Raw genomic sequence first — 26,166 nt, forward strand, 5'->3', positions numbered from 1 at the left:
AATTCGCTGCGGACTCGTCACTGAATAAGCAGGAAGAACGAGAAAATCGAGGAGAGGATACCAGTGACTACCCCCGACCAAGTCGCTATGTACACCACCCAAGATGGTAAAGCACACGTAAGACTCCAACTAAAAGACAACGACGCCTGGCTCACCCAGAAGCAGATGGCCGATCTCTTCGACGTCACCACAGCTTCCGTCTCGCACCATATTCAGTCAATCACACGCTCAGGCGAATTAGGTGCAGAAGCTACTTTCAAACAACTTTTGAAAGTACCAGGTCAAACCAGGTCCGTTAATCACTACAACCTAAACATGATTCTCGCCGTTGGCTACCGCGTACGAAGTCCACGCGGCTCGCAATTTAGAAAATGGGCCACAGAAGTTCTACGGGAATACCTCACCAAAGGCTTTGCCATCGACGCTCAAAAACTCAAAAACGATGGTGCTGACACCCACTTCGACGAATTACTTGAAACCATTCGAGAGATTCGGGTCTCCGAACGCCAATTTTTCCGCAAAATCTGTGACGTCATAGCCGCAACCAGCGCTGACTACCAGGAAAAGAAATCATTTAAAGAAGTCCAACAATTCTTCGCAGGGATTCAAAACAGACTCCACTTCGCCACCCACGGCCGAACCGCAGCAGAGCTAATCTGGGAACGCGCAGACCACACTAAGCCATACGCTGGGCTCACGACGTGGGGCGGAGAATCGCCCCACAAAAGCGACATGGGCATTGCGAAAAACTTCCTTAACGAAGACGAAGCTAGGCGTATGCGCAGGCTCACCACAATGTATTTGGACTATGCAGAAGACCAAGCCGAGATGGGAAAAACCATGCTCTTGAAGGATTGGGTGGAAAAAACGGAAGCCTGGCTCATCTTCAACGAACGCGAAGTCCTCAAAGGATATGGGAAGAGGAAACACGAGCAGGCAGTAAACAAAGCCGAGGAAGAATGGGATGCTTACCAACGCCAACTCGATTCTAAGGTCAACGAAATAGACATGAAAGCTCTAGAAGCCGAAATCAAGACCTTGAAACGGGGTGAGGATTAAATTGATTAATCGGGCACTCCTAAGACACATGATCATCACGCGGTGGCAGTCGCCCGAGAGGTGATCGAGAAGCAGGTTAAGCGGCGTAAAGATCATGGTCCGAAAGCACTATTGCGGACCGAGCAGCGAGGCGGGCAGCTGAGCGCCCCGGGCACCGTACATGGTTCGACGGTGCGATGACACGTATGGAGAAAAGCGAAGGAACATATCGAGAAAGCGCTGGACGAGAGCCTTCGGGGGCTGCGTGGAACTGACCGTATTGCGCAAGTGATAGGTTCAAATCCCGCGAGAACCTATTTACGATTTCTGCGGCCACGCCGAAAACCCCTAATTTCGGCTCTCCGCGCGATCGATGCCACCTGCGCCGCAGTGTAATTCAGGGGCGCTACACCTGCTCGCGGAAGCACCCACCCGCGCCAATACGCCGTAACTGCCAGACCAAAGCCCACGAAGGGCGAGACGATCATACCGAGGGCAAACTTATCGAAGTGTGCGAAGGAAGCCATCACGATTCCGGTAAGTACCGCCGGCACGGCATACAGCGGGCTGCCGCCAAAGACCGAGGGAATCTGCCCGGAAGCAACATCGCGCACCATACCGCCGCCCACTGCGGTCAGAACACCTAAGAAGACGCAGGCAATAAACGGCATATCGTAGGCCAGCGCCTTCACACAGCCAGTCGTACACCACACACCCAAGATGACAGCATCCGCGTGCTCAAGGAAGATCTCCCAGACCTTGCCCTTGAGGTCCATCAAGAAAGCAATGAGCGCACCCACGCATGCCAGAGTGAGATACCACGGATCAGAGATAGCGGCTGCTGGGCCATGAGAGATCAGCATGTCACGAATCATGCCGCCCGCCAGCGCCGAAAAGAGCGCCAGAAAGACGAAGCCAATGATGTCGAATTTCCTGCGGCGCGCAATCGTGCCACCGATGATGCCGTTGAGTACCACACCGATGAGGTCAAAGACCTGGTACAGGGAATGGATGAGCGGGTCGACTTCCTGAATCACAGATACTGACCCTAGCGTACTGCTCACATAACGATAGTGAATTTGTTGCAGTTCACTACCGCTAGCCCCGTGCCGCCTCAGAGTGTCTACTCAAGCACCCTTGACACTCATTGTTTCCAAAAGTGAAGACCTGGAAGTGCATTGATGCAGCGTGGGCGTCGTGAAGCGCCAACGCACTGCTTGTCGACGACCAGCAGGTCTGCACTTTTAGGGAAACCGAACCCTCCCCTTCTGTGACGCACACTGATGCTCTGATCTGATAGTGGAAACGCAGTGCTGTGGGTTTACACTGTGAAAAATTCATTCACTCTCTTCTCTCTAAAGGTCAGTCATGTTCCCTAACGATGCACAGCAACCGCCACAACCGACACTAGGACAGAACCCGTTTTCTACTGCACCACAATCGGCTGGTTCCAGCTCATCCGCTAAGTCAGCATCCCCGAAGGCGGCATGGTGGATGGTTCCAGTCGCTGCCGTGGTCGGCGTTGCAGTGGGTGCAGGCGCTACCTATGCGTTCATTGGCTCTGAACCGGGGCAGCTTTCCACAGCCTCTGCAGAACCGGAGTCCTCGCAAGCAGGCGAGATGAACAACGCTAACAGCTCAAATACACAAGATGGCGGCGCCAAGAGCCAAACCCTCGACGATCTCCCCAAGCTCGGTGAACCAGCTATGAGCGGAAACGAAAAGGTCATCATCGACTCCGTGACGCTCTCCCCCAACGTTGAGCTGAGAACTAAAGAATTCAACCCGGGTGCACCTGATACCGCCATGGAAGCTCCTCGGAACGAGGGCGCACAATTCGTCGTCGTTTCCGGAACAGTCTTCAACGAAGGGAAAACCCCGTTTATCGCCGATTTTGGCATGTTCGCTTGGATTGCTGACCAAGAGGGCCGCATGTACGAACCCCTCGACGACCACTGGAGAGTTCAAGCAAACCGGGATATTCAGAACAACTCCATTGGCCCGGGATTCTCCACACCATATACCTGGGTATTCGAGGTTCCCGGCGACTTCACACCCGCAGCTTTTGCATACGATGACAGGGGCGACAACACGATTGGAAACAGGCTTGCCTCCATAGACGTGCGTAGTTAGCACGCACGCCGACGAAACTGACCCCAGCTACCACCACATCCTCAAGCTGCTGAAGCCCAAACTTGGCTCTCGGTTAAGCCTTCGCCTCCGGCGTCGCATAGGGGCTGCGGGAGGAGTCCACCACTTGGCCGGCATGTGCGGAGTGGGCGGTGGCGGTTTGGTCGAAGACTAAGGCGGCGGGTTTGACGCGCACGTCGGGCTTCTCGCCTTTGTTGACCATGACGTACTGCCCCATCATTCCCTCGTCCTCATGCAGCAGCATGTGGCAGTGGTACATGTACGGGATGGTCTTATCCGGGAAGTGACCGAACTCCACCAGCAGGCGTGCGGTGACCTTCGGCGGAAGGTTGACAATGTCTTTCCAGCCGGAGTTGAACACATCCATCTTCTCGTCGCCGTCCCACTCCAGAACCTTGAAGCGGGCGTTGTGGATATGGAAGTTGTGCGGCCAGTCAGAGTTCTCATTGGTCACGGTCCAGATTTCCGGGGCTTCGTGATCGATGACGGTATCCACACGTGCCATGTCCATCTGCTCACCGTTGATCATGAAGGTGTTGAGCACGAACTCGCGCTCTTCAAGCCCCTCCGTGGACGGGGTCTCCGCCGCGGCGGGGTCAAGGGTTGCCGGCAGGGCGGGTGGTTCCGAGGCGTTTTCCGCCGGCCCGGAAATGGTGAGCAGGTCGAAGGAATCTTGGAAGCCGAAGTCGGCCGCGTCCTTGTCCTTGGGCACCCCAAAATTATCCTTGCGCGGCACCGAGCGCAGCTGGACTTCCTTGCCGGGCTCCAAGTCCACGATGATTTCGGCGCGCTCGCCGGGGCCGAGGAAGAGGGAGTCGACTTCCACGGGGGCGTCGAGAAGCCCCGTGTCCGTGGCGATGACGTGGAAGGGACCGTTGCTGAGCTCCAGTGTGTAGAAGCGCATCGAAGCACCGTTGAGCAGGCGCAAGCGAACCCGGCGCGTGGTGGCGTCGAAGCGCGCATTGGTGATGCCGTTGACCAGAGGCGTGGTGCCCAGAAGGCCCAGAGTGTTATCGCTCTTTTCATCAATCTGGCCATCGTCGGTGAACTTGGCATCCATGATGACTACCGGGATGTCGTCCACACCGTAGTCCTGCGGCAGGTCCAGGTCATCGGCCACATCGTCACCGATGAGGAACATGCCCGCCAGCCCGCGGTAGGCATGCGTGGCCGTGGCCATGTGCGGGTGCGGGTGGTACCACAGCGTGGCCGCGGGCTGGATGATCTCCCACTCGGGCTTCCAGGTCTTGCCCACCTCAATCGGTGAGTGCGGGCCGCCATCCGAATAGGCCGGAAGCTTCATGCCGTGCCAGTGCACCGTGGTCATCTCAATGAGGTCGTTGGTGATTTCCGCGCGGACTTTCTCGCCCCGCCGAGCCCGCAGAGTGGGGCCCAAGAAGGCGCCGTTGAAGCCCCACGTCCGCGTGCGGTCGTTGCCGGGGAGGATCTCCGAGTAGCCGTCCTGGGCGGTGAGTTTGAATACGCGCGTGCCGTCGACGACCTCCCCTTCCTCCACGGGCGGGATGGGCAGGGCACGCGGCTCGCCGTCGTAGCCCAGCGGCTCCGGTTGATTCTTCGACCCCGAAGTGGAGCAGGCGCTCAACCCCATCACGGCGGCACCGGCAACAGTCAGCACGGAACCCTGGACAAAAATACGGCGGGATACTGTAGGGCGAGCGGAGATAGACATGCCTCCCAGGATAGAGATCAGGTGAACCTTAGACCCCGGATTGGAGCGAGCCGGGCTTAAGATCACAGTCATGGCTTCGCGTTCAGCATCTCCCCACGGCTCCTCACCGTCCGAAGAGTCCGCCAATGCCCGCCGCTTCGTCTGGTCGAATGGCCTGCAGGGAGTGGGCGATCAATTGCTCTCCGGAAAGACGGTCCTACCCTGGCTGTTTAGCGTGGCCGGGGTGCCGGGCTTCTTCACGGGCCTACTGGTCCCCTTGCGCGAGTCCGGCTCCATGCTCCCGCAGGCGGCGCTGACCCCGTGGGTGGTGTCCCATCCAGCACGCAAACGCCTGTGGGTGCTGGGCTCGGTGGGCCAGGGTCTGTGCGCGGCGATCATCGCGGCGGCTGCGGTGCTTGTCGACGGCCCCCTCCTCGGCCTCATCGTCTGCCTCGCCCTGGCAGCTCTCGCCGTGCTGCGCGCGCTGTGTTCGCTGACCGGCAAAGACGTGCAGGGCCGCACCATCTCCAAGGGCCACCGCGGAGTAGTGACCGGCCGGGCCACGCAGCTCGGCGGCGCGGTCACCTTGATTACCGGTGGCATCCTCGCCGTGCTGGGCGAGCTCCCGCGCTGGGGTTTGGCGGCGTTGCTGGCCATCGGTGCGGCCACGTGGTTCTTGGCGGCAGCAGTCTTCCGCACCATCGAGGAGCCGGTGCCGGATGACGCCGGTCAGAAAGGCCTGAACCGCAGCTGGTGGACGGACACCTGGAAGCTATACACCCAGGATTCCCGCTTCCGCAGCTTCGTCAACGTTCGTGCCCTGCTTTTGGTGTCTGCCCTGTCCACCTCCTTTATCGTGGTGCTTTCGCAGAGCATCGGTTCGCAGGCTTTGAGCGGGCTCGGCGGCTTCGTCTTGGCCTCGGGCTTGGCCAGCCTCGTGGGTGGCCGTGTATCCGGCGTGCTCTCGGATAAGTCCTCCCGCTTGGTCATGTCCTGGGGTGCGGGTGCCGCAGCGATCATCCTGCTGGGCATCGTCGCGTGTGCCGCGTGGGCGCCGGCAGCGGTAAGCATGTGGGCGCTTCCCCTCGGATTCTTCCTGGTCAACTTGGCGCACAGTGCCATTCGCGTGGCGCGCAAGACCTATGTGGTGGACATGGCCGGTGAAGATAAGCGCACCCGCTACGTCGGGGCCGCGAACACCATGATGGGTGTCATTCTCCTCGTGATTGGCGGCATCTCCGCCGTGATCGCGCTGGCTGGTCCCTCGCCAGCCATTCTGTTCTTGGCCTGCATCGGTCTGCTCGGCGCCTGGCGTGCCCGGGCACTTCCGGAGGTCTCACGCGAAAAATAGAACGCAGGCGTTATGATGAAAAAAGTAAGTCCTGACATCCCCAATCACAGGAGAAGCACACACTCGTGGCTGAAGTAACGAACTGCGCCGCCATCGTCCTTGCCGCAGGCGCAGGTACCCGCATGAAATCCTCAACCCAAAAGACGTTGCATGAGATTGGCGGGAGGTCACTTCTCGGCCACGCCCTCCACGCAGCCGCTGGCTTGAACCCGGAGCACCTCGTGGTCGTCGTGGGCCACCAGCGCGACCAGGTCTCCCCTGCCGTCGATGCCATCTCCGAGGAGCTGGACTGCGAGGTCTCCCAGGCCGTCCAGGAAGAGCAGAACGGTACCGGTCACGCCGTCCAGTGCGGCCTGAGTGCGTTGCCTGACTTCGACGGCACCGTCATCGTGACCAACGGTGACGTTCCGCTTCTGCGCCCGGAGACACTGCGCCAGCTGCACGAGACCCACACCGGCCAAGGCAACGCCGTGACCGTGCTGTCCATGACCCTGGAGGATCCCACCGGTTACGGCCGCGTGCTGCGCGCCGAGGATGGATCGGTCACCGCCATCGTGGAGCAAAAGGATGCCTCCGAGGAGCAGCGCGCGGTGCGCGAGGTCAACTCCGGCGTTTTTGCTTTCGATGGAGCCGTGCTTCGCGACGCCTTGACGAAGCTCAACTCCGACAACGCCCAGGGCGAGCTTTACATCACCGATGTGCTGGAGATCGCCCGCGAGGGAGGCCACCGCGTCGGCGCGCACGTTGCTGTCGATCCGGAGGAGCTCTCCGGTGTGAATGACCGCGTGCAGTTGGCCGCGGCCGGTCGCATTCTCAACCGCCGTGTGGTCGAGGAAGCCATGCGCGGCGGCGCCACCATCGTCGATCCCGATACCACTTGGATCGGCGTCAACGTGACCATTGGCCAGGACGTTGTCATTCACCCCAATACCCAGCTGTGGGGTGCGACAACCATCGCCGATGGTGCTGAGGTGGGCCCCGACACCACCCTGACCAATATGCAGGTGGGCGCTGGCGCCAGCGTGGTGCGCACACACGGCTTCGACTCCGTCATCGGCACCAACGCTCAGGTGGGCCCGTTTACCTACATCCGCCCGGGCGTCATCGTGGGTGAAGAGGGCAAGCTGGGCGGCTTCGTCGAGGCGAAGAAGGCGCAGATTGGCCGCGGCACCAAGGTGCCGCACCTGACCTACATCGGCGATGCCACCGTGGGTGATTACTCGAATATCGGTGCCTCTTCCGTCTTCGTCAACTACGACGGCGTCAACAAGCACCACACCACCATCGGCAGCCACGTGCGCACCGGATCGGACACCATGTTCATCGCCCCCGTCACCGTCGGTGATGGCGCCTACTCCGGTGCGGGTACAGTAATTAAGGACGACGTTCCCCCGGGAGCGCTCGCGGTCTCCGGCGGCAAGCAGCGCAACATCGAAGGTTGGGTGCAAAAGAAGCGTCCGGGCACGCCGGCAGCGGAAGCCGCCGACAAGGCACAGGACGCCCAGGCTGACGATCAGACCACTAACTAACGACAAGTAAAGGGATATCTACTGATGACTGGCAAGGTTACCGGCAGCAGCAAGAACATGATGCTCTTCACCGGGCGCGCTCACCCGGCGTTGGCTGAGGCTGTGGCCAAGGAGCTCAAGACCGATCTGGTTCCGACCACCGCCCGCGATTTCGCCAACGGTGAGATCTTCATTCGCTTCGAGGAGTCCGTCCGTGGTGCTGACTGCTTCGTGATGCAGTCCCACACCCAGCCGCTCAACAAGTGGCTGGTAGAGCAGCTCATCATGATTGATGCGCTCAAGCGCGGCTCTGCTAAGCGCATCACCGCCATCCTGCCCTTCTACCCGTACGCGCGCCAGGACAAGAAGCACCTCGGCCGCGAGCCTATCTCCGCCCGCCTAGTGGCGGACCTGCTCGCCGCTGCCGGTGCCGACCGCATCGTGTCCGTGGATCTGCACACCGACCAGATTCAGGGCTTCTTCGATGGCCCGGTCGACCACATGCACGCCATGCCGATCCTGACCGACTACATCAAGTCCAAGTACCCGATGGACAACTTGGCCGTGGTCTCCCCCGATGCCGGCCGCGTGAAGGTGGCAGAGAAGTGGGCACACGAGTTGGGTGATGCCCCACTCTCCTTCGTCCACAAGACCCGCTCTAACACCGAAGCCAACAAGACGGTGTCCAACCGCGTCGTCGGTGACGTCGAGGGCAAGGACTGCATCCTGCTCGATGACATGATTGACACCGGTGGCACCATCGCGGGCGCGGTCCGCGTACTGGAGGAGGCCGGCGCCAAGTCCGTGGTTATTGCCTGTACCCACGGTGTCTTCTCCGACCCGGCTCGCGAGCGCCTGTCCGAGTGCGGCGCTGTCGAGGTCATCACCACCGATACCCTGCCGCAGTCCACCGAGGGCTGGGACAACCTCACTGTGCTGTCCATCGCCCCGCTGCTGGCTCGCACCATCCACGAGATTTTCGAGAACGGTTCTGTGACCACGCTGTTTGAGACTCACTAGATTTGGTTCTGCGACGACGCTGCTGCTAAAATCTTGTGCGTCTCGGCGAGGGAGAAATCCGTTATCGACGCGATAGCACAAGTTAAGCAGTGAATCTTGTATTAAGCCTGCGATGACTCGTCCAAGACGTCCATCGGCAGGCTTTTGTCGTATCTACACGGTTCTTCATGAGCCCTTGCCGCACAACGATACTTTAAGGAGATTTACTTATGGCTTCTGAGCGCCCCGTATTGAAGGCTGAAGTCCGTTCTGAGTTTGGCAAGGGCTTCGCTCGCCGTCTGCGCGCTGCAGGCAAGATCCCGGGCGTTGTCTACGGCCACGCCGTCGACGTTCTGCACTTCGCCGTTGACCGCCTGGAAATGACCGCACTGGTCCGTAACCACGGCGTCAACGCCGTGTTCGAGCTGGAGCTCGAGGGCGAGCAGCACCTGGTCATGGTCAAGCACGTCGACCAGAACGTCCTGACCTTCAACATCGACCACATCGACCTGCTCTCCATTAAGCGTGGCGAGAAGGTTGAGGTCGAGGTTCCGGTTGTCCTCGAGGGCGAGCCGGCTCCGGGCCTCATGTCCATCCAGGATGCCGACGTCCTCCTGGTCGAGGCAGACGTGCTCAACATTCCGGAGGAGATCGCCGTGTCCATCGAGGGTCTCGAGGATGGCACCGTGGTCACCGCTGGCGACATCACCCTGCCGGAGGGCACCACCCTCGTGGCCGAGGAAGACACCGTCATCGTCTCCATCTCCGAGCCGCAGGTTGATGAGGAGCTCGAGGCTGCCGCTGAGGCTGCCGAGGACGGCGGCGCTGAGGCTGGCGCCGAGTCCGCAGACGAGGGCGCCGCCGAGGAGAAGGCCGACGAGGAGTAAAACTCCCCTCTCCTTATCACTCCTCATTCTCTAGCGCACCGCTGCCTGCATTCTTTCTCACTCCCTCCCCTACATACCGAGGGGGTGAGCGTGCAGGTGGCGGTGCGCTCTTGTGTCTTCACCCCAGCGGCTTAGAATGGCTGCGTGACTTCTTCTCCTTTTCTCGTCGTTGGCCTAGGAAACCCCGGGCCGAAGTACGCCGGAACTCGCCACAACATCGGCTTTGACGTGGCTGATGAACTAGCCCACGAGCTATTCGCTTCCTTTTCCGTTCACAAAAAGACAAACACGGATGTCGCCGAAGCGCGACGTGGCGATACCAAAGTGATCGTCGCCAAGCCGCGCTGCTTCATGAACTTGTCCGGCGGTCCCATCAAGGCACTCGCCCAATACTTCAATGTTCCTCATGATCACATCATCGTGATCCACGATGAATTGGAGCTCGACTTCGCCACCATCAAGCGACGCCTCGGCGGCGGGGACCACGGCCATAACGGCCTGCGCTCCACCACGAAGTCCCTGGGCACCAAGGATTATCAGCGGCTTTCAGTAGGCATCGGCCGCCCGCCCGGCCGTATGGATCCGGCCGCATTCGTGCTCAAGCCGTGGACTAAGCAGGAGGCCCACGAGATTCCCATCATCTGTGCCGATGCCGTCGATGAGATTCTTCGCGCGTTAGACTAGCCGCCATGAAGCTCGCTACTCTCCGCACCAGTTTTGGTACTTGCGCTATCCGCATCGACGGCCCCAACGTGGGCACCGAGCTGGATTATGAGGACGTCGGAGAATTGCTCGCCAGCCCCGATTGGAGCAAGGCCGCGCAGCTGTCCGGCGAGCCTGTGGTTTTCAACGATGCCGACCTAGCCCCCGTCATCCCCCACCCCGGCAAGATTATCTGCGTTGGCGTCAACTACGCCAAGCATGCCCGGGAGATGGGGCGCGAGCTTCCCACGCAGCCCACGCTCTTCATCAAGTTTCCGGAGGCCCTGACCGGGCCCTTCGACGACGTTTATGTCCCGGCCTATGCCACGAAGAAGCTGGACTACGAAGGAGAGCTCGCCGTGGTCATGGGACGCCGCGCGCACCAGGTGAGCACGAAAGATGCGCTGGATTACGTGGCCGGCTATGCCATCATGAACGACTACACCCTGCGGGATTATCAGCGCGCCACCACGCAGTTCCACGCCGGCAAATCCTTCTACCGCACCGCTGGTTTCGGACCATGGTTGACCACGGCTGATGAATGGGCCCCGGGCAAAGCCGCGCGGCTTAGGACGACCGTCGACGGCGACGTGCGCCAAGATGACAACACTGATGATCTCATCTTCTCCGTGGCCGAGCTCATCGCTTTCTGTTCCTCCCTCTACCCTCTTAATCCGGGCGATGTCATTGCCACCGGCACTCCGGAAGGTGTGGGCTTCGCGCGTGGTGAGGAGGCGCTGCTGGGCGACGGCTCCCGCACCCGCATCAGCATCGAAGGGCTAGGGGCAATTGAGAACACCACGCGCTTCGGTGAGCCCCCTGCTTCCGGTGGCTGCGGCGAAGGCTGCACCTGTCACGGCCGTTAACATTCAGCCATATCCAGGCTCTTCAGCGAGCACGCTCTGATTTCGATACGGTGGGACACCACATTTCCCCCGATTAACTGAGAAGGATGAGCCTCGATGACTCTTCGTTCCCGCTTCACCGCCGCCGGCATCGCACTCTGCGCCAGCACCGCGCTGGTGGGGTGCTCGTCGGATAAGGAGGCCGAGCCCGCCCCGACGCCGACTCCCGCGCCGGTGGAAACCGTGACGGAAACGGCCACAGCGACGGGCACGGATGCTGGCGACGATGACCGTGATGATGACCGCGACGATGATGACGCTCAGCAGCCTGCCGGCACGGCTGGTGCCGGGGCCACCGGCAACGCAGAGGGCTCCGGCATGCTCAGCGGCGATGAAGCTTTTGAGAAAGCCTTAGCCCACGCCGGCGTTGATGCCCAGGCCGTCACAGAAAAGGAAGTCGACTACGACGATGGTGACGATGGCAAGGGCCCGCACTGGGAGATTGAATTCAAGGCCAACGGCCAGGAACACGAGCTCGATGTCGACGCCGCCAGCGGCGCGGTGACGCAACACGAGGTTGACTGATCGCCAGTCTGATCCCCAGCTCCATCCCACGCACATCTCTAACCCCTGCGGTTAGGCATTTCCCCAGCTAAGAGGTAAATTTAAAGGTATGAGTTCACAGTCTAAGAAGTCTGCCACCAAGCCGCCGAAGCTAGACAAGCAAGCCTATGAGGACGAGCTCAAGCGCCTCCAAGCAGAGCTCGTCGAGATGCAGCAGTGGGTCGTTGAGACCGGCGCCCGCGTGGTCATTATCATGGAAGGCCGCGACGCCGCCGGCAAGGGTTCCGCCATCAAGCGCATTACGCAGTACCTGAACCCGCGTACTTGCCGCATCGAAGCTCTGCCCAAGCCGACTGACCGCGAGGCGGGCCAGTGGTACTTCCAGCGCTACATTGAGAAGCTGCCCACCGCAGGCGAGATCGTCATCTTCGACCGTTCCTGGTACAACCGCGCCGGCGTGGAACGCGTCATGGGCTTTTGCTCCCAGCAGGAATACGTTCGCTTCCTCCACCAGGCCCCGCTGCTGGAGCACATGCTCATCGAAGACGGCATTATCCTGCTCAAGTACTGGTTCTCCGTCTCTGACGAGGAGCAGCTCGCACGCTTTAAATCCCGTCGCAACGATCCGCTGCGCCGCTGGAAGCTCTCCCCCATGGACTTGCAGTCCATTACCCGTTGGGAAGACTACTCGCGTGCCAAGGATGAGATGTTCGTCCACACCGATACCCCGTCCTCCCCGTGGTACACGGTGGAGTCTGAGGATAAGAAGCGTTCACGCATCAACGTGATAAACCACATCCTCAAGACCGTTCCCTATCAGCACGTGGAGCAGGATGTACCTGAGATCCCGAGCCGCCCCGAGCTCGAAGCCGAGTACGTCCGCCCGCCGCGCAACGATTTTGCCTACGTCCCGGATGTCGCGGCTGACTTGGAGCGTGCCAAGGTCAACGGCTCCGGCTCCGGCAAGAAGCAAGGAAAGAAAAAGAAGGGCAAGAAGGACAAAAAGAAGAAGTAGTACTTTCGGCATGTACTACCATGGCCGACTATGAGCTCTTCCCGCACCGCGCGTACCTTTCTGTCCTCGGTGCATTTGGGGGACGCGCTACTCGCAGGAGTCGCGGGGCTCGTAGCGGCCTTTTATTGTGCCTTGGCATTTTCCTCCCCCGGAACGGTGGAAGTTGTCGAGGCTCTCTTGTCGCTACTGTTCATACCGCTTTTCTTAGTCTGGCGCTCGAAGCCTGTCGTGAGCGCAACAGGATTCCTAGTTCTGCTCCTGGCCTGGGCTGTCATATGGATGAACCAGCTCCCCACCAATAGCGGCCTCACCCCATGGGCGTTGACCGCCCCCATGGCCGTGTACACCACCTCGCGGTACATCACCCAGAGGCTGATTCCGCGGGTGGTTCTGTTCATCACCGTGATCGGTACCTTTATCTCCCCCTTCATGTGGCGCATCGACACTGAGACCTACCTTCTGCGCTATGAGGTCGACACACCCTTCCTTGCCATGGTGGTGGCTCACTGGGCGGTGCTGGGAAGCACGTATTTCATCGCTGCCCGGTATTTTGACCGTGATCGCCAACGGGAGATACTAGCGCGCGAGCGCTTCCACCAAGCACAAGAAGAAGAACGCCTCCTCATTGCACGGGAACTTCACGATGTCCTTGCCCATTCCCTCACCCTGATTAAGGTTCAGGCTAATGCAGGCATCATTGCAGCAACTGCGGACTCCGGCGCGGCTGAAGAAGCACTTCTTTCGATCCGCGATAATGCGGATACCGCCCTGCGCGAGGTTCGCGGAATCGTCGCTGCCTTGCGCTCACCCCGACCCACGGCTCTGGAGCCTGCTCAACAACTTGAGCACATCGAAGGAATCCTCGAAGGCTTCCGCGCTGCTGGGCTAAAGGTGGACGCCAACCTCCCGACTGAATACGCCGTGCCATCGTTGGTGCAGATGGCTTTGGTACGCATTGTCACGGAAGGATTGACGAATGCTCTGCGCCATCAGGGCGTCGGCACGCGCGTCTTCGTTGAGCTTGTACTTGATGACGCCGCCACGCTCACCCTCACCTCCACCAATCCTCATCCCACACCAAGCAACGTCGCGGGAAGCGGCGTGGGCTTAGTCGGAGTGGCGGAACGAGCCCGTTCGCTCGGCGGTCGCCTCGACTATTCCGGCGATGCTCATTCCTTTTCCTTGCATGCACAGATACCGATGAAGGAGACCAAGGATGCAACCCAGCAGCTCTAGAATCCGCGTCTTATTGGCCGATGATCAAGCAATGCTGCTCTCAGCGTTGTCTACCATCCTCACTGCGCAAGAAGACATCGAGGTCGCGGCCACCGCGGCCACGGGGGCGGACGCCGTGACAGCAGCGCTGAGCCACCACATTGATGTGGCTATCCTCGACATTCGCATGCCCGGTATGGACGGCATTGCAGCGGCTCAGGCCATACTCGAACGCAAGCCCGAGTGCCGCATCATCATGCTCACCACATTCAATGATGAAGAGCTCGTGGCGCGATCCATCTCCGCTGGCGCCCACGGTTTCCTGCTGAAGGATGCCGACCCAGAGGTTCTTGTGACCGCCGTTCGCAACGTGGCGCAAGGAGAATCGGTGCTGGCCGCCGAGGTAACCGGCCCAGTGCTGGAAGCTTATCGCTCGGCGCTGACGCGCGAAAACCTCAGCGCCCAGGAACGCCAAGGACTCAGCCTCGTAACGCGCCGCGAGATGGAAGTGCTTTCGCTCATCGCGCGTGGTGCTACAAATGCGGAGATAGCCGCCGACATGGTCATCGCAGAAACCACGGTGAAAACTCACGTCTCCGCGCTCATGTCTAAACTCGCCGCACGTGACCGAGTGGCCCTCGTTCTCTTAGCGCAGCGTGCTGGGGTTGCCTAAGCTCCTACCACGGTAGGAGGTCTGCTCACTGAAGACCATCATGCAGGCGGATTACTTTATGATGAGCCCCGGCGATACTGCATTTTATGAATTGCGATATCTCTTTTGAGCACATCTCGAAGTCTTTTGGTCGGCAACGAGTCCTCGATGATGTTTCCTTCCGCATCTCCCCGGGCCGCGTGCATGCGCTCCTCGGGCGCAACGGGGCAGGAAAATCGACGCTCTTTTCCATCCTCTTAGGTCTCCTGCCGCCTGACTCAGGCTCCATCAACGTGGCGGGCCAACCTTGGAACCGCAATGTGCTTCGCCGCATTGGTGCCTCAGTGAACGGGCCAGCCTTTTATGGCCATCTTTCTGCCTCGGCGAATCTTCGCGTTCACGCTCGACTTCTGGGCCTTCCTGATTCCGAGATTGACCGGGTTCTCTCCATCGCTGGGCTCAACGGCGTTGGCTCCAAGAAGGCGAAATCCTTTTCCACTGGTATGAAGGCCCGCCTGGCGTTAGCACAAGCTCTCCTCGGCGATCCAGAGGTACTTGTTCTTGATGAGCCCCAGAATGGCCTCGATCCCCAAGGCATCAAGGAATTGCGAGAGCTACTACAACAACTAGCCGCAGCTGGGCACACCGTTATCGTCAGCTCCCACCAACTTGGAGAGGTCCTGCACCTTGCCCATGACATCACCGTCTTGGCCGAGGGCACGATTCGCTATTCCGGTTCCCTGCACGAGCTAGCTCCACGTGGTCAGTTGGAGGAGGAATTCTTCCGACTTACCTCACCTGGCCACCCCTCCCAAGCGCCTACCAACCGGGGAGGAGAGTCACGTGCCTAAGCACACTACTGATCCTCGCCCGAGTTACCTTTCAGCAGAACTACTGCGCAGCCGTGGAAGCACCTTACAGTGGTTGCCTTTACTTGCTCTACCGCTGGTCATCATGACGGTGATCTTTTCATCTATGGCATCGGTGCACAGTGATGCCACAGGCGTCTTGGCTTGGCAATCCTTATTTGTTACCGGCATGTACGCCCCACTTGTTGCGCTATTCGCTGCGGTCCCAGAACACCGTGAGGCCGTTACCCGCAGCGGCGGGACGCAGTGGAGAAACCTCAACCCGCGTCGGGAGAACGCTGTCCGGCTTCTCGGCGTCATTGCCAGCATTGCGCTCTTCCACATGCTGAACTTTGGTGGTTCCTGGCTCGCTGTCGCCATCCAGGGGCGCGAGAACCACGAGCTTATCCTCGTCGCCGGGCTTTATTCTTTCCTTGGTGCACTTGGCATTGCCGGGCTTTCCGCTGCCTGTGCCCGCCGACTGGGCTTCGCCTTTACACTGGTTGCTGCGGCCTTGTGGCAAATGCTCAGCATCCTTCCGAGCACTGTTGAATCAGGCAAGTGGTGGGCCTTTCCCCCAGCATGGCCGCAACGACTGCTTTTACGCGCATTGCGTATTCACCAGAACTCGGTGCCTCTTGAACCACACGACCCACTTCTAAGCAGCAGTCCACTACCGGCTTTCATATTGTGCGTCATCCTCGCCGTGCTCGGAGCATTAGCCGCAGTCTACACGCCGCGACGATACCAGCCAATGTTCTCGCTGCGACACCGTTTCACGCGTTCTACAAAAGCCCAGGCTGACGCCGACGTGGCTGATACCACCGTGGAAAAAGCCCAAGTATGGCAGCCTACGAACCACCCACGTGCGGCGGCACAGTCCTCGCTGTGGTCTACGCTGCTAGGACTCCACCGTGCAGCTTTTAGCCCAGCGGTGTTCTCTTGCCTGATGCTCAGCATTCTGGCGCTAGGCTTTGTCGCCCTGCTCTATCCCGCTAACTACGTCGAAGGTTTCTTTTACTTCTTTCTGCTGCCGGTCGGCGCAGGTATTTTGCCTGTCCTCGTATGGCCGCGCATGTCAGATTCGTGGCCGCTGGTGTATATGGAAACACGGTTCGGCACATCCGGAATCCTCATGTGGTTTTTGTCCGTCATCGTGGCGGTTTGCGCTGCCGCATGCCTGACCAGTGCACTCGCAGGTGGCGATATCGCTGCCCAGCTTCTGGCTTTCCCCCTGGCGGTTGGGGTGGGCTTTGTCATCGCGGCCGTATCACTCATACTGGTGATTCGCCTCGGCATCGTGAGTGCTATCGCCCTCACAATCGTAGGGACGATCGTCTCCATCACGTTAGGCGGCGATGTCTTGGCAGAAACCGGCCTATGGATCCTTGCCTTCCCCGCCTGGCCTTTGGTTGCGCACTCACCTTTGCGCTATGCCGTCGCTGTGATGTTGGCCGCAGTGCTCGGTGTGGCTGCAACATTGCGCGCACGGCATTTACTCCATACTCGAGCGCTATCTTCCCGCTAAACCGACCAATCTGACGAAAGTCGCCCGGATTTTTCAATCTCAGCCCCTACTTTTGGCAAATCGGGCAGTTGCGTGTTTGAAACATCCTGGCAAAGCTAGGTCGCAAACCAGAGCAGGCCCTCAAAACAGCAACACCGCCCGCGCCATGCAGCGCGGGCGGTGTTCTTGTTCTAGCTCTTAGAGTTCAGAGACGTCAACGCGCTTCGGGTAGACCACCGGGCGGGCGCCGGCGATGTCCTCGACGATGCGGATGACCTGGTTGGAGTAGCCGAACTCGTTGTCGTACCACACGTAGAGCACGAGGTGCTTGCCGGAGGAGATGGTGGCGAGACCATCGACCACACCAGCGTGGGTAGAGCCCACGAAGTCAGAGGACACAACCTCCGGGGAAGCGATGTAGGAGATCTGCTGGCGCAGGTCGGAGTGCAGGGACACGTTGCGCAGGAAGTCATTGACCTCGTCGCGGTCAGCTTCCTTCTCTAGCTCGAGGTTGAGCACGGCCATGGAAACGTCCGGGGTGGGAACGCGGATGGCGTTGCCGGTGAGCTTGCCCTCAAATTCCGGCAGGGCCTTGGACACGGCCTTGGCTGCACCGGTCTCCGTGAGCACCATGTTCAGGCCAGCTGCGCGGCCGCGGCGGTCACCCTTGTGGAAGTTATCAATGAGGTTCTGGTCATTGGTGAAGGAGTGCGCGGTCTCCACGTGGCCGTGAACCACGCCGTAGCGGTCGTTGATGACCTTGAGCACCGGGGTGATGCCGTTGGTGGTGCAGGATGCGGCGGAAAGGATCTGGTCGGAGTCCTCGATATCGCCGTGGTTGATGCCGTAGACGATGTTCTTCAGATCGCCCTTGCCCGGAGCGGTGAGCAGCACGCGAGCCACACCCTTGGACTGCAGGTGCTGGGACAGGCCCTCGCGGTCACGCCACACACCGGTGTTGTCGACGACGATGGCGTTGTCGATGCCGTACTTGGTGTAGTCAATGTCCGCCGGGTCATTGGCGTAGATCATCTGAATCTTGGTGCCGTTGGCCCAGATGACCTCGTTCTCCTCATCAACAGCGATGGTGCCGTTGAAGGCACCGTGGACGGAGTCGCGGCGCAGGAGGGAGGCACGCTTGAAGATATCCATGTCGCCCTTCTTGCGTACGACGATGGCGCGCAGGCGCACGCCGCCGTAGGCAGCCTCGCGAGCAATGAGGATGCGGGCCAGCAGGCGGCCGATGCGGCCGAAGCCGTAGAGGACAACGTCGGTGGATTCCTTGTCCACACCAGCGCCGACGAGATCCACGAGGGTCTCCTCGAGGTAGTTGCGCAGGTTATCGGAGCCGGACTCCTCGAAGCCGGTGGCCAGACGTCCCAGGTCAATGGAGGCGGTGCCCAGGTTCATCGAGCACAGTTCCTTCACAATCGGCAGGGTCTCTGCGGTGGAAAGCTCGCGCTCAGCAATGCGGCGGGCGTAGCGGTGCGCCTTGATGATGTCGATGTCGGTCACGCCGATGAGCAGGCGGCCGTAGATAGAGGTGACAACGTTATTGTTGCGGTGCAGCTGGTGGATGAGCGGGATCATCTCTTGGGCCAGCTCCAGGCGCTCGTTCCAATCCTCGTGCCCAATGTGCGCGTTCGAAGTCACGTGCTTTGTATCCTTTACTCGTCAAAAAGGGTGTAAAACTCTGTCCATCCGTAAATATTAACCGTTATTCATGCCCGTTTGGGTGTAGTTGAGCGAGGATCTCCGCCACACTACCCCCGCCAAGTTTCATTACATCGACACCTACGAGGCAATAGTCCACGTCCGCGTCAAGCTGGGCGCGACGAGGTTTCAGTAGCGCGTTGAGGTAGGGGTAGACCAAAGGCAGGTCCGGGTGTGCCCGCGTGTAGGCGGTCTCCAGCCCGCGGGCGTAGCGCCCAGAGAACGCGCGGGTGGACACCGTCTGGCCACCGCGGCGCAGAAGGCCACGGTTGTGTTCACTCGTCCCCGCTTCCTCGGAGAGCAGGAAGGCGGAACCACAGCTGACTGCTTTTACCCCCGGCCAGGCCAGGGCCGTGGCAACATCTTCCGCCGTGCGCAGACCACCCGCGGCAATGAGCGGAAGGTCCGTGACCTGGTGGACCGCCGCGACGAGTTCCTCGAGAGGGCGCTGATCGGGTTCCGCACTCGGGTCCCACACACCACGGTGCCCGCCAGCTTCAGGGCCCTGCACGCACAACACATCGATGCCGCGGGCGGCCGCGGCCTGCGCCTCCTCGGGGTTGGTGACCGTGGTCCACGCCTCTGCCCCAGCGTCATGGATGCGCGCGACCTCGTCCTCGCTAAAGACGCCGAACATCGACCACAGCACCGCTGCCCCACCCTCCAGCGCGGCGTCGAGCTTGTCCTGCCAGCCGAAGTTGAGGGAGACGTCGCCAAGCACGGCGCCCTCTTCGGCGGCGAGGGACTGCGCAGCGGCGAGTTCCGTTTCGGTCAGTGCGCGCTGCGGGTGAAAGATATTGACCCCGAAGCGCGTACCGGCACACGCAGCGATGGCCTCCCGCGCGGCGTCGACGGAGCAGGTTCCCAGCCCCAGCGCGCTGAAGGAACCGGCGGCGTCGGCGGCGGCCACTAGTTCAGGCGTGGTGGGCCCGCCCGCCATCGGAGCAGGTAGGACAGGGCAAGTGATAGTCTCAAGAAGTTGACTCATGGTTACCCAGCCTAAAGAAAACCATCAAGGAAGTAGTTGTGTCTGCCATCCGTGACTTTTTCACCCGCCTCTTTGGCCGCGCCGGCGAAGCACCGAATAAGAAAACACAGAAGGCCGCCGCCTCCGGACTTAACCCCTCGGATTTAAGCGCCGAGTGGCTCATCGTGGGTTTGGGTAATCCCGGCGCGAAATACGCCGCGACCCGCCACAATGTGGGGTACATGGCCGTGGATGATCTCCTCGCCGAATCTGGTGACATGCTCGAGCCTGTCACCGGACACCAACTCAGCGCGGCGCAGCTCGAGCTTGGGGGCACGAAGGTCGTAGCGCTGCGCTCACACACCTACATGAACCTCTCTGGCGATCCCATCGCCCCGTTGGCCACGCTGCTGGGCGTTGCGGCAGAGAACATCATCGTCATCCACGATGAGCTCGACCTGCCCGCCGGCAAGGTGCGCATTAAGAAGGGCGGCAACGAAAACGGCCACAACGGCCTTAAGTCACTGAGCGAGCGCTTGGGCACGCGCGATTACCTGCGCGTGCGCATCGGTATTGGGCGCCCACCCAAGGGTGGTTCCATCCCGGACTGGGTGCTCGCGCCTGTCGACGCCAGCGCTGAGCTCGATTCCACCATCGCCACCGCCGCCGAGGCCGCACGTCTCATCGTGGCTGAGGGTCTCAACAAGGCCCAGCAGGAAATCCATTCCCGGGCGAAATAAACCCCGGCGCGACCACGCTCAACGTCCTACACTGTCCAAGTATGAGCCGCACGAGCCAGAGCCTGCCATTGAATAACGACCCGAGAACTATCGTCATCACCGGAGCCTCTGACGGCGTGGGCGCGGCCGCTGCCCGTATCCTTCACCAGCGCCGCCCGCAGGATTCGCTCGTGCTCGTGGGCCGCAATCCGGAGAAGACGCAGGCTGTGGCCGAGGAGATCGGCGCCGACTTTCATGTGGCCGATTATGAGTCTTTGGGCCAGGTGCGTCGGCTCGCCGAGGAGCTGAGCCAGTACTCGCAGATCGATGCCTTGGGCAATAACGCCGGCGGCATGTTCGACGGCCCCTTCGCCACCGCCGATGGTTTCGAGCGCACGTGGCAGATCAACGTTGTGGCGCCTTTTCTTCTGACCTCCTTGCTGCGCGATACGCTGCGGGCCAGCGACGCCACCGTGGTGCAGACCGCCTCGTTGGCCAACATGCTGTATTCCGCTTTCGACCCCGGTGACCCGAATACTTTTGAAAAATTCACGGCGGAGCGCGCCTATGGCAACGCCAAGTTGGGCGATATCCTGCTGACCCGCTACCTCGACTCCCATGGGCTGACCTCCGTGGCCTTTCACCCGGGGATATTGAATACTGGCTTCGGGCATAACTCAACGAGCAGGACGAGCAAGCTCTATTCGACCACTGCGGCTCAATACGTCTTGGGCAAGGCGGACAAAGGCGGGGAGAACTTGGCCTACTTCCTCAGCGGCACCCCCGGCATCCATTTCAACTCCGGCGAGTACTACAACCAGAAGCGCAAGCCAGGCCTGCAGCGGCCAATTGCGAAGAAGCTCTCCGTGGCCCGGCGCATCTTTGATGATCTGGGCCGCCAGCTCAATGTGGAGTGGTAGCACCCAGCGGCTAAACTAGCCCGCATGAGTATTGCCTCCGAAGCTTCCCGCCGCCGCACATTCGCAGTCATCGCCCACCCGGATGCTGGTAAGTCCACGCTGACGGAGGCGCTGGCGCTCCACGCGCACGTCATCAACGAGGCCGGCGCGGTGCACGGCAAGGGCAACCGCAAGTCCACGGTTTCTGACTGGATGGAGATGGAGAAGGAACGCGGTATTTCCGTGGCCTCCTCCGCGCTGCAGTTCGAGTACGCGCCCGAGGGCCACGAGGGCGAGCCCTACATGATCAACCTGGTGGATACCCCGGGCCACGCGGACTTTTCGGAGGATACCTACCGCGTGCTCACGGCGGTGGATGCTGCCGTGATGCTTATCGACGCCGCCAAGGGCCTCGAGCCCCAGACCCTCAAGCTCTTCCGCGTGTGCAAGGCCCGCGGCCTGCCGATCATCACGGTGATCAACAAGTGGGACCGCGTGGGCCGTGAGCCGCTGGAGCTTGTCGACGAAATCGTCAACGAAATCCAGCTACAGCCCACCCCGCTGTACTGGCCGGTGGGTATCGCCGGCGACTTCCGCGGCTTGGCCCACATCAACGATGACGGCGAGGCCGATGAGTACGTGCACTTCCTGCGCACCGCCGGTGGTTCCACCATCGCCCCGGAGGAGCACTTTTCTCCTGCGAGCGCAGGAGAAAAGGAGGGAGATGCTTGGGAGACGGCCGTGGAGGAAGCAGAGCTGCTGGCTGCCGATGGCGCCCTGCACGACCAGGAGCTCTTCGAACAGTGCGTAACCTCCCCGCTCATCTTCGCCTCCGCGATGCTGAACTTCGGCGTGCACCAGATTCTGGATACCCTGTGCGCCATCGCCCCGGCTCCGCGCTCCCGCGATTCGGATCCGCAGGCCATTGAAGCGGCCACCTCCGCCATCGACGAGGTACGTGAGGTTACTGACGACTTTGCGGGCGTCATCTTCAAGGTGCAGGCGGGCATGGACCGCAAGCACCGCGATAACTTGGCCTTTATGCGCGTGGTCTCCGGTGAGTTTGAGCGCGGCATGCAGGTCAACCACGCCCAATCCGGCCGCAGCTTCTCCACCAAGTATGCGCTGACGGTCTTCGGCCGCACGCGTGACACCGTGGACACGGCTTACCCGGGTGACATCGTGGGCTTGGTCAACGCCGGTTCCTTGGCTCCCGGTGACACGATTTACACAGGCAAGAAGGTACAGTTCAAGCCCATGCCGCAGTTCGCGCCGGAGTCCTTCCGCATCCTACGCGCGAAGTCTTTGGGCGACTACAAGGCCTTCCGCAAGGGCCTGGACCAACTGGCGGCGGAGGGCGTGGTCCAGATCCTGCGCAACGATACGCGCGGCGATGCCGCCCCCGTCATGGCCGCGGTGGGCCCCATGCAGTTCGAGGTCATGCAGGCTCGCATGGAAGTCGAGTACAACGTGGAGACCATCACCGAGCCCATCCCCTACTCCGTGGCGCGCCGCACCGACGCCGAATCCGCACCCGAGCTGGGCCGCCAGCGCGGCGTAGAAATCTTTACCCGCACCGACGGCGAACTCATCGCTCTGTTTGGCGATAAGTGGAAGCTGGCCTTCATTGAGAAGGAGCACCCGGAGCTCACCATCGAAACGCTCGTGGCAGATTAGTTTTTCACGCCCTTGTCGGGTGATCCACCTCACGGTACGATTGACTAGAAATCCGTACACCCTTAGGTAGGTCACCATGAGCTCTCCTCTCACCGGCATTTCAGTCCTTTTCCTCGGCGGCATCGGCCCAGGCCCCTTCGCTGCGATGATGCTTGCGGACATGGGTGCACAGGTCACCCGCGTGGTCCGCCCAGGAAACCCTCCCGCAGTGGTCCCGCACAGCATCCTCTACCGCGGGCAAGAAGTTCTGGAGGTGGACCTTAAGGATCCGGTGGACGTCGACAAGCTGCGCGAAACCTTGACCACAACGGACATCCTCATCGAAGGATTCCGCCCCGGCGTAGCTGAGCGCTTAGACCTAGGCCCGGAAGAGGTGCAAGAGATAAACCCGGCACTGGTCTATGGGCGCATCACCGGCTGGGGCCAATCCGGCCCGCTGGCCCACACCGCCGGCCACGACATCAACTACATCGCAGTCTCTGGTGCGCTGCACCCCATCGCGGGCAGCGATGGTGCTCCCGTTCCGCCGGTCAACTTCCTCGGGGACTTCGGAGGCGGCTCGATGTATTTGGTGACCGGACTTCTCGCGGGCGTCCTACAGGCGAAGAACACCGGCCGCGGTTGCGTAGTGGATGCCGCTATTGTCGACGGCGCGGCCAACCTCACCGCCATGCTGCATGCCTTCCGCGCCGAAGGCCAGTGGCAGGACCGCGGGACCAACCTTCTAGACGGAGGTGCCCCATTTTATAGCGTGTACCGCACGGCTGATGATCAGTGGATGGCCGCCGGTGCCATCGAGCCGCAGTTTTATGCGCTCATGGTCAAAGGCCTGGGGCTTGAACAGGAACTAAGTGGCTACAAACAAAATGACCGCGATGCCTGGCCGGCCATGAAGGAGATCATCGCGCAACGCTTCGCGGAAAAGACACAAGCGGAATGGATCGATATCTTCCGCGGCAGCGATGCCTGTGTCACGGAGGTCGTCTCCCCCGAGGACGTTCTGGCGCACCCGCATCTTGCCGCGCGAGAAACCTATGTGGAAAGCGCGGGCCACACTGAGCCTAGCGCGGCCCCGCGCTTTCTCTAGCTCAGGCCGGGGATGAGTGCGTTGACGCCGAGCATCAACGCCAGCGTTGCCAGCGGAATGATGATGGTCACCACGGCAACATCCTTATAGGACAGGCGGTGCGTCATGCCGCAGACAATCAGCATGGTAAGCACCGCGCCGTTGTGCGGCATGGAATCGAAAGATACCGAGGCCATCGCGGTCACGCGGTGCATCAGCTCGAGGCTGATTCCTTGCTCTGTGGCCAGCTGCGCCAGCTGATCACCCAGGGTCTGCATCGTGATGGATAGACCACCTGAGGAGGAACCTGTGATGCCGGAGATGACGGCGGTGGACACCGTGGAAACCACCAAGGCGTTATCGGAGATTCCCATCATGTTGTTTTTGACCACGCTAAAGACAGCCAGTGCGGCAATCACCGCGCCATAGCCAACCTCCGAGGCCGTGGTGAGACACGGAAGGATTGCATTCTTGGCGCCATCGGAGAATTCCTTAATGGACTCGGCGGCGCGCTTGGGGAACATCGCCACGATGACGAACACCGCGCAGGCCAAAGCGACCGTCGGTGACCAGATGCCCAACAGCGCATCGAGGTTGGTTTCGCCGTATTTCGCTTCGGCCAAGTAGGAGGTGTCCAGTACTTTCGACACCCCGTAGACCATGGCGAAGTTGACCGCGATGACAACAGCGATGGGAGCCAGGCCCAACAATCCCTGCACCTGGACAGAAGGCTCGGTTTCAGCCCTGGCGTGGGTGGCCACCCGGCCACCGGAGTTGGTGTCGAATGATTCACCACCGATTTCTACACTTGCTTCTTCCCCGCTGTCGCCGATTCCCTCGGGTGTTTCGATGACCTTCCCGTCGGCATCGAGCGGCTCAAACGTCTCACCTTTCGCGCGGAGGGTTCGCACGCGGTATTCGAGCCACGCGGTTCCCGCCGCCAGCATGAGGGCGGAAGAAATGAGGCCGAAGAGCGGTGCCGCGTAGACATTGGTGCCGAAGTAACTCGTGGGAATGGCATTGTGGATCTGCGGCGAACCGGGAAGCCCGGCCAGCGCGAAGGTGATGGTTCCCAAGGCAATCGCACCAGGCATGAGCCGTTTGGGGATCCCAGACTCCTTAAACAGAGCGGTCGCGATGGGCACGATGGTGAAAGCCACAACCCACGCGGACACACCGCCGTAGGTAAGCAATGCGGTGGCGATGACCGTCGAGAACATTGCCCGCTTAGGCCCGAATAGCGCGGTAATTCCGCGCGCTAGGTAACGGGCCAGCCCTGTGGATGTCATCAGGTACCCAAAGATTGCCCCGAAGAGGAAGAGCGGGAAATACTTGGTCACGAAGTTTCCGGCTGCCGGCATAAAGATCTGGGTATAGGTGGCCAAGATAGGCTCGCCGGAAAAGAGCACCGCGATCAAGGCCGCGAAGGGAGCGACAACCACCACGGAGTGCCCGCGATAGGCCATCACGACGAGGAAAATCAGGGAGAGAATCACCCCGATGAATGAGATAACCATTGTTTCTACCTCACAGTCTTGGTCATCTGAGGCAAGAGGACGAATCGCCCTTCCTGCGCATGCGGCGCCGGTACCATGTCCCCTATGGAAGAGAAAGCAGCCTCGACGCGGGAGAGGATTCTCGAGTGCTCACGCGAGCTTTTCAGTGAGCGGTCCTTCTCCCAGGTGTCGATGAAGGACATCGCCGAAAAAGCGGAAGTGTCCGTCGCGCTGATCGTGAAGCACTTCCACAACAAGGAAGGGCTTTTTGAGGCAACGGTGGATTTCACCGCTTCCTCGGCGGCGCTCTTTGCCGGCCCTTTCAGCGAGCTAGGCCGCACCGCGGTGGTGGAGACCCTCACCGCGCCGCATAACGCCCCATACTCCATGGCCCGTACCATTTCGGTCGCGAGCGGCGATTATCAGACTCTCGGAGCCATTGGTAAGAGAATTAAATCCGATTTGTTGGATGTCCTGGCCTCCCGGATTCGTAAAGAGTCCGGGAGCCAGTACCCGTCGCCGGAGCTGCGGGCCCAGTCGGCACTCGCGCTGCTCATGGGGCTGTCGTTCATGCGGCGTTTCGGCGATACTGAGTTCGCGGCCTTTTCTACCGAGGAACTCATCGAGTACTATGCCCCGCTGCTGCAGGGCATCCTCGATGGCAACCCAGCGCCCTAA

At 60.6% G+C, this 26,166-nt stretch carries 24 protein-coding genes; 19 read left to right on the forward strand and 5 right to left on the reverse strand.

The genetic code is table 11. The features are described 5' to 3' along the window. Positions 1-63 precede the first annotated feature (63 nt). Positions 64-1,059, forward strand: a complete 996-nt coding sequence (gene rhuM / locus HMPREF2807_RS02620) for a RhuM family protein (RefSeq protein WP_083295519.1) — start codon at positions 64-66, stop codon at positions 1,057-1,059. A 293-nt stretch (positions 1,060-1,352) separates the two neighbouring features. On the opposite strand, the gene HMPREF2807_RS02625 is transcribed toward rhuM, so the two are convergent. Then, on the reverse strand, positions 1,353-2,072 hold the full coding sequence (locus tag HMPREF2807_RS02625; RefSeq protein ID WP_232751610.1) for a trimeric intracellular cation channel family protein: 720 nt from the start codon (positions 2,070-2,072) through the stop codon (positions 1,353-1,355). Between the two features lie 460 nt (positions 2,073-2,532). On the opposite strand from HMPREF2807_RS02625, the gene HMPREF2807_RS02630 reads away from it, so the two are divergent. Further along, the gene (locus HMPREF2807_RS02630) at positions 2,533-3,171 is read left to right on the forward strand and encodes a DUF4352 domain-containing protein (RefSeq protein WP_070510327.1); all 639 of its coding nucleotides are present in this window, start codon (positions 2,533-2,535) and stop codon (positions 3,169-3,171) included. Positions 3,172-3,244: 73 nt separating this feature from the next. On the opposite strand, the gene HMPREF2807_RS02635 is transcribed toward HMPREF2807_RS02630, so the two are convergent. Beyond that, complete coding sequence (locus HMPREF2807_RS02635) at positions 3,245-4,879, reverse strand: multicopper oxidase family protein (protein WP_070510522.1); 1,635 nt, start codon at positions 4,877-4,879, stop codon at positions 3,245-3,247. A 70-nt stretch (positions 4,880-4,949) separates the two neighbouring features. Here HMPREF2807_RS02635 and HMPREF2807_RS02640 point away from each other — a divergent pair, with 70 nt between their 5' ends. From HMPREF2807_RS02640 to HMPREF2807_RS02695, 12 genes are all read left to right on the forward strand, one after another. Then, positions 4,950-6,209, forward strand: coding sequence for an MFS transporter (locus HMPREF2807_RS02640; protein ID WP_070510330.1), 1,260 nt, complete (start codon positions 4,950-4,952; stop codon positions 6,207-6,209). Positions 6,210-6,274: 65 nt separating this feature from the next. After that, on the forward strand, positions 6,275-7,738 hold the full coding sequence (gene glmU / locus HMPREF2807_RS02645) for a bifunctional UDP-N-acetylglucosamine diphosphorylase/glucosamine-1-phosphate N-acetyltransferase GlmU (RefSeq protein WP_049154281.1): 1,464 nt from the start codon (positions 6,275-6,277) through the stop codon (positions 7,736-7,738). 24 nt (positions 7,739-7,762) lie between these two features. After that, entirely contained in the window at positions 7,763-8,737 is a 975-nt protein-coding gene (locus HMPREF2807_RS02650; RefSeq protein ID WP_049154279.1) for a ribose-phosphate diphosphokinase, read from the forward strand. Positions 8,738-8,946: 209 nt separating this feature from the next. Then, positions 8,947-9,603, forward strand: a complete 657-nt coding sequence (locus tag HMPREF2807_RS02655; protein WP_049154276.1) for a 50S ribosomal protein L25/general stress protein Ctc — start codon at positions 8,947-8,949, stop codon at positions 9,601-9,603. A 144-nt stretch (positions 9,604-9,747) separates the two neighbouring features. Beyond that, positions 9,748-10,287 carry an aminoacyl-tRNA hydrolase gene (gene pth, locus HMPREF2807_RS02660; protein ID WP_070510332.1) on the forward strand — a complete coding sequence of 180 codons (540 nt, stop codon included), beginning with the start codon at positions 9,748-9,750 and terminating at the stop codon, positions 10,285-10,287. A 5-nt stretch (positions 10,288-10,292) separates the two neighbouring features. Beyond that, positions 10,293-11,171, forward strand: a complete 879-nt coding sequence (locus tag HMPREF2807_RS02665) for a fumarylacetoacetate hydrolase family protein (protein ID WP_070510334.1) — start codon at positions 10,293-10,295, stop codon at positions 11,169-11,171. 96 nt (positions 11,172-11,267) lie between these two features. After that, positions 11,268-11,735 (forward strand): PepSY domain-containing protein, encoded by a 468-nt coding sequence (locus tag HMPREF2807_RS02670; protein WP_232751603.1) that lies wholly within the window; start codon positions 11,268-11,270, stop codon positions 11,733-11,735. Between the two features lie 88 nt (positions 11,736-11,823). Then, positions 11,824-12,729, forward strand: a complete 906-nt coding sequence (gene ppk2 / locus HMPREF2807_RS02675) for a polyphosphate kinase 2 (protein ID WP_070510336.1) — start codon at positions 11,824-11,826, stop codon at positions 12,727-12,729. A 30-nt stretch (positions 12,730-12,759) separates the two neighbouring features. Beyond that, positions 12,760-13,965: a sensor histidine kinase gene (locus HMPREF2807_RS02680; protein WP_049154269.1), complete on the forward strand. Its 1,206-nt coding sequence runs from the start codon at positions 12,760-12,762 to the stop codon at positions 13,963-13,965. Continuing rightward, entirely contained in the window at positions 13,946-14,617 is a 672-nt protein-coding gene (locus tag HMPREF2807_RS02685; protein WP_049154268.1) for a response regulator, read from the forward strand. The genes HMPREF2807_RS02680 and HMPREF2807_RS02685 overlap by 20 nt, the downstream gene beginning before the upstream one ends. 86 nt (positions 14,618-14,703) lie before the next feature. Continuing rightward, positions 14,704-15,447, forward strand: a complete 744-nt coding sequence (locus HMPREF2807_RS02690; protein WP_049154265.1) for an ATP-binding cassette domain-containing protein — start codon at positions 14,704-14,706, stop codon at positions 15,445-15,447. Then, the gene (locus HMPREF2807_RS02695; protein WP_083295520.1) at positions 15,440-16,972 is read left to right on the forward strand and encodes an ABC-2 family transporter permease; all 1,533 of its coding nucleotides are present in this window, start codon (positions 15,440-15,442) and stop codon (positions 16,970-16,972) included. Before HMPREF2807_RS02690 ends, HMPREF2807_RS02695 begins: the two co-directional genes overlap by 8 nt. A gap of 177 nt (positions 16,973-17,149) precedes the next feature. On the opposite strand, the gene HMPREF2807_RS02700 is transcribed toward HMPREF2807_RS02695, so the two are convergent. Continuing rightward, positions 17,150-18,604 (reverse strand): glyceraldehyde-3-phosphate dehydrogenase, encoded by a 1,455-nt coding sequence (locus tag HMPREF2807_RS02700; RefSeq protein WP_070510340.1) that lies wholly within the window; start codon positions 18,602-18,604, stop codon positions 17,150-17,152. A gap of 64 nt (positions 18,605-18,668) precedes the next feature. Then, a complete protein-coding gene (locus HMPREF2807_RS02705; RefSeq protein WP_070510343.1) occupies positions 18,669-19,652 on the reverse strand; it encodes a nitronate monooxygenase in 984 nt (327 codons plus the stop codon). A 38-nt stretch (positions 19,653-19,690) separates the two neighbouring features. Here HMPREF2807_RS02705 and pth (HMPREF2807_RS02710) point away from each other — a divergent pair, with 38 nt between their 5' ends. The 4 genes from pth (HMPREF2807_RS02710) to HMPREF2807_RS02725 all read left to right on the forward strand — a co-directional run bounded on the left by pth (HMPREF2807_RS02710) (position 19,691) and on the right by HMPREF2807_RS02725 (position 24,013). Then, positions 19,691-20,371: an aminoacyl-tRNA hydrolase gene (pth, locus tag HMPREF2807_RS02710; RefSeq protein WP_070510345.1), complete on the forward strand. Its 681-nt coding sequence runs from the start codon at positions 19,691-19,693 to the stop codon at positions 20,369-20,371. A gap of 41 nt (positions 20,372-20,412) precedes the next feature. Continuing rightward, a complete protein-coding gene (locus HMPREF2807_RS02715) occupies positions 20,413-21,270 on the forward strand; it encodes an SDR family NAD(P)-dependent oxidoreductase (RefSeq protein WP_070510347.1) in 858 nt (285 codons plus the stop codon). A gap of 24 nt (positions 21,271-21,294) precedes the next feature. Continuing rightward, positions 21,295-22,926, forward strand: coding sequence for a peptide chain release factor 3 (locus tag HMPREF2807_RS02720; protein ID WP_070510349.1), 1,632 nt, complete (start codon positions 21,295-21,297; stop codon positions 22,924-22,926). Positions 22,927-23,002: 76 nt separating this feature from the next. Then, the gene (locus HMPREF2807_RS02725; RefSeq protein ID WP_070510351.1) at positions 23,003-24,013 is read left to right on the forward strand and encodes a CaiB/BaiF CoA transferase family protein; all 1,011 of its coding nucleotides are present in this window, start codon (positions 23,003-23,005) and stop codon (positions 24,011-24,013) included. Here the strand turns inward: HMPREF2807_RS02725 and HMPREF2807_RS02730 are convergent. Then, positions 24,010-25,509, reverse strand: a complete 1,500-nt coding sequence (locus tag HMPREF2807_RS02730; protein ID WP_070510353.1) for a GntP family permease — start codon at positions 25,507-25,509, stop codon at positions 24,010-24,012. The two genes, HMPREF2807_RS02725 and HMPREF2807_RS02730, sit on opposite strands and share 4 nt — an antisense overlap. Before the next feature lie 75 nt (positions 25,510-25,584). On the opposite strand from HMPREF2807_RS02730, the gene HMPREF2807_RS02735 reads away from it, so the two are divergent. After that, on the forward strand, positions 25,585-26,166 hold the full coding sequence (locus tag HMPREF2807_RS02735) for a TetR/AcrR family transcriptional regulator (protein ID WP_070510355.1): 582 nt from the start codon (positions 25,585-25,587) through the stop codon (positions 26,164-26,166).

The sequence above is a fragment of the Corynebacterium sp. HMSC074A09 genome (genome assembly GCF_001811545.1).
Lineage (GTDB): Bacteria > Actinomycetota > Actinomycetes > Mycobacteriales > Mycobacteriaceae > Corynebacterium > Corynebacterium hiratae.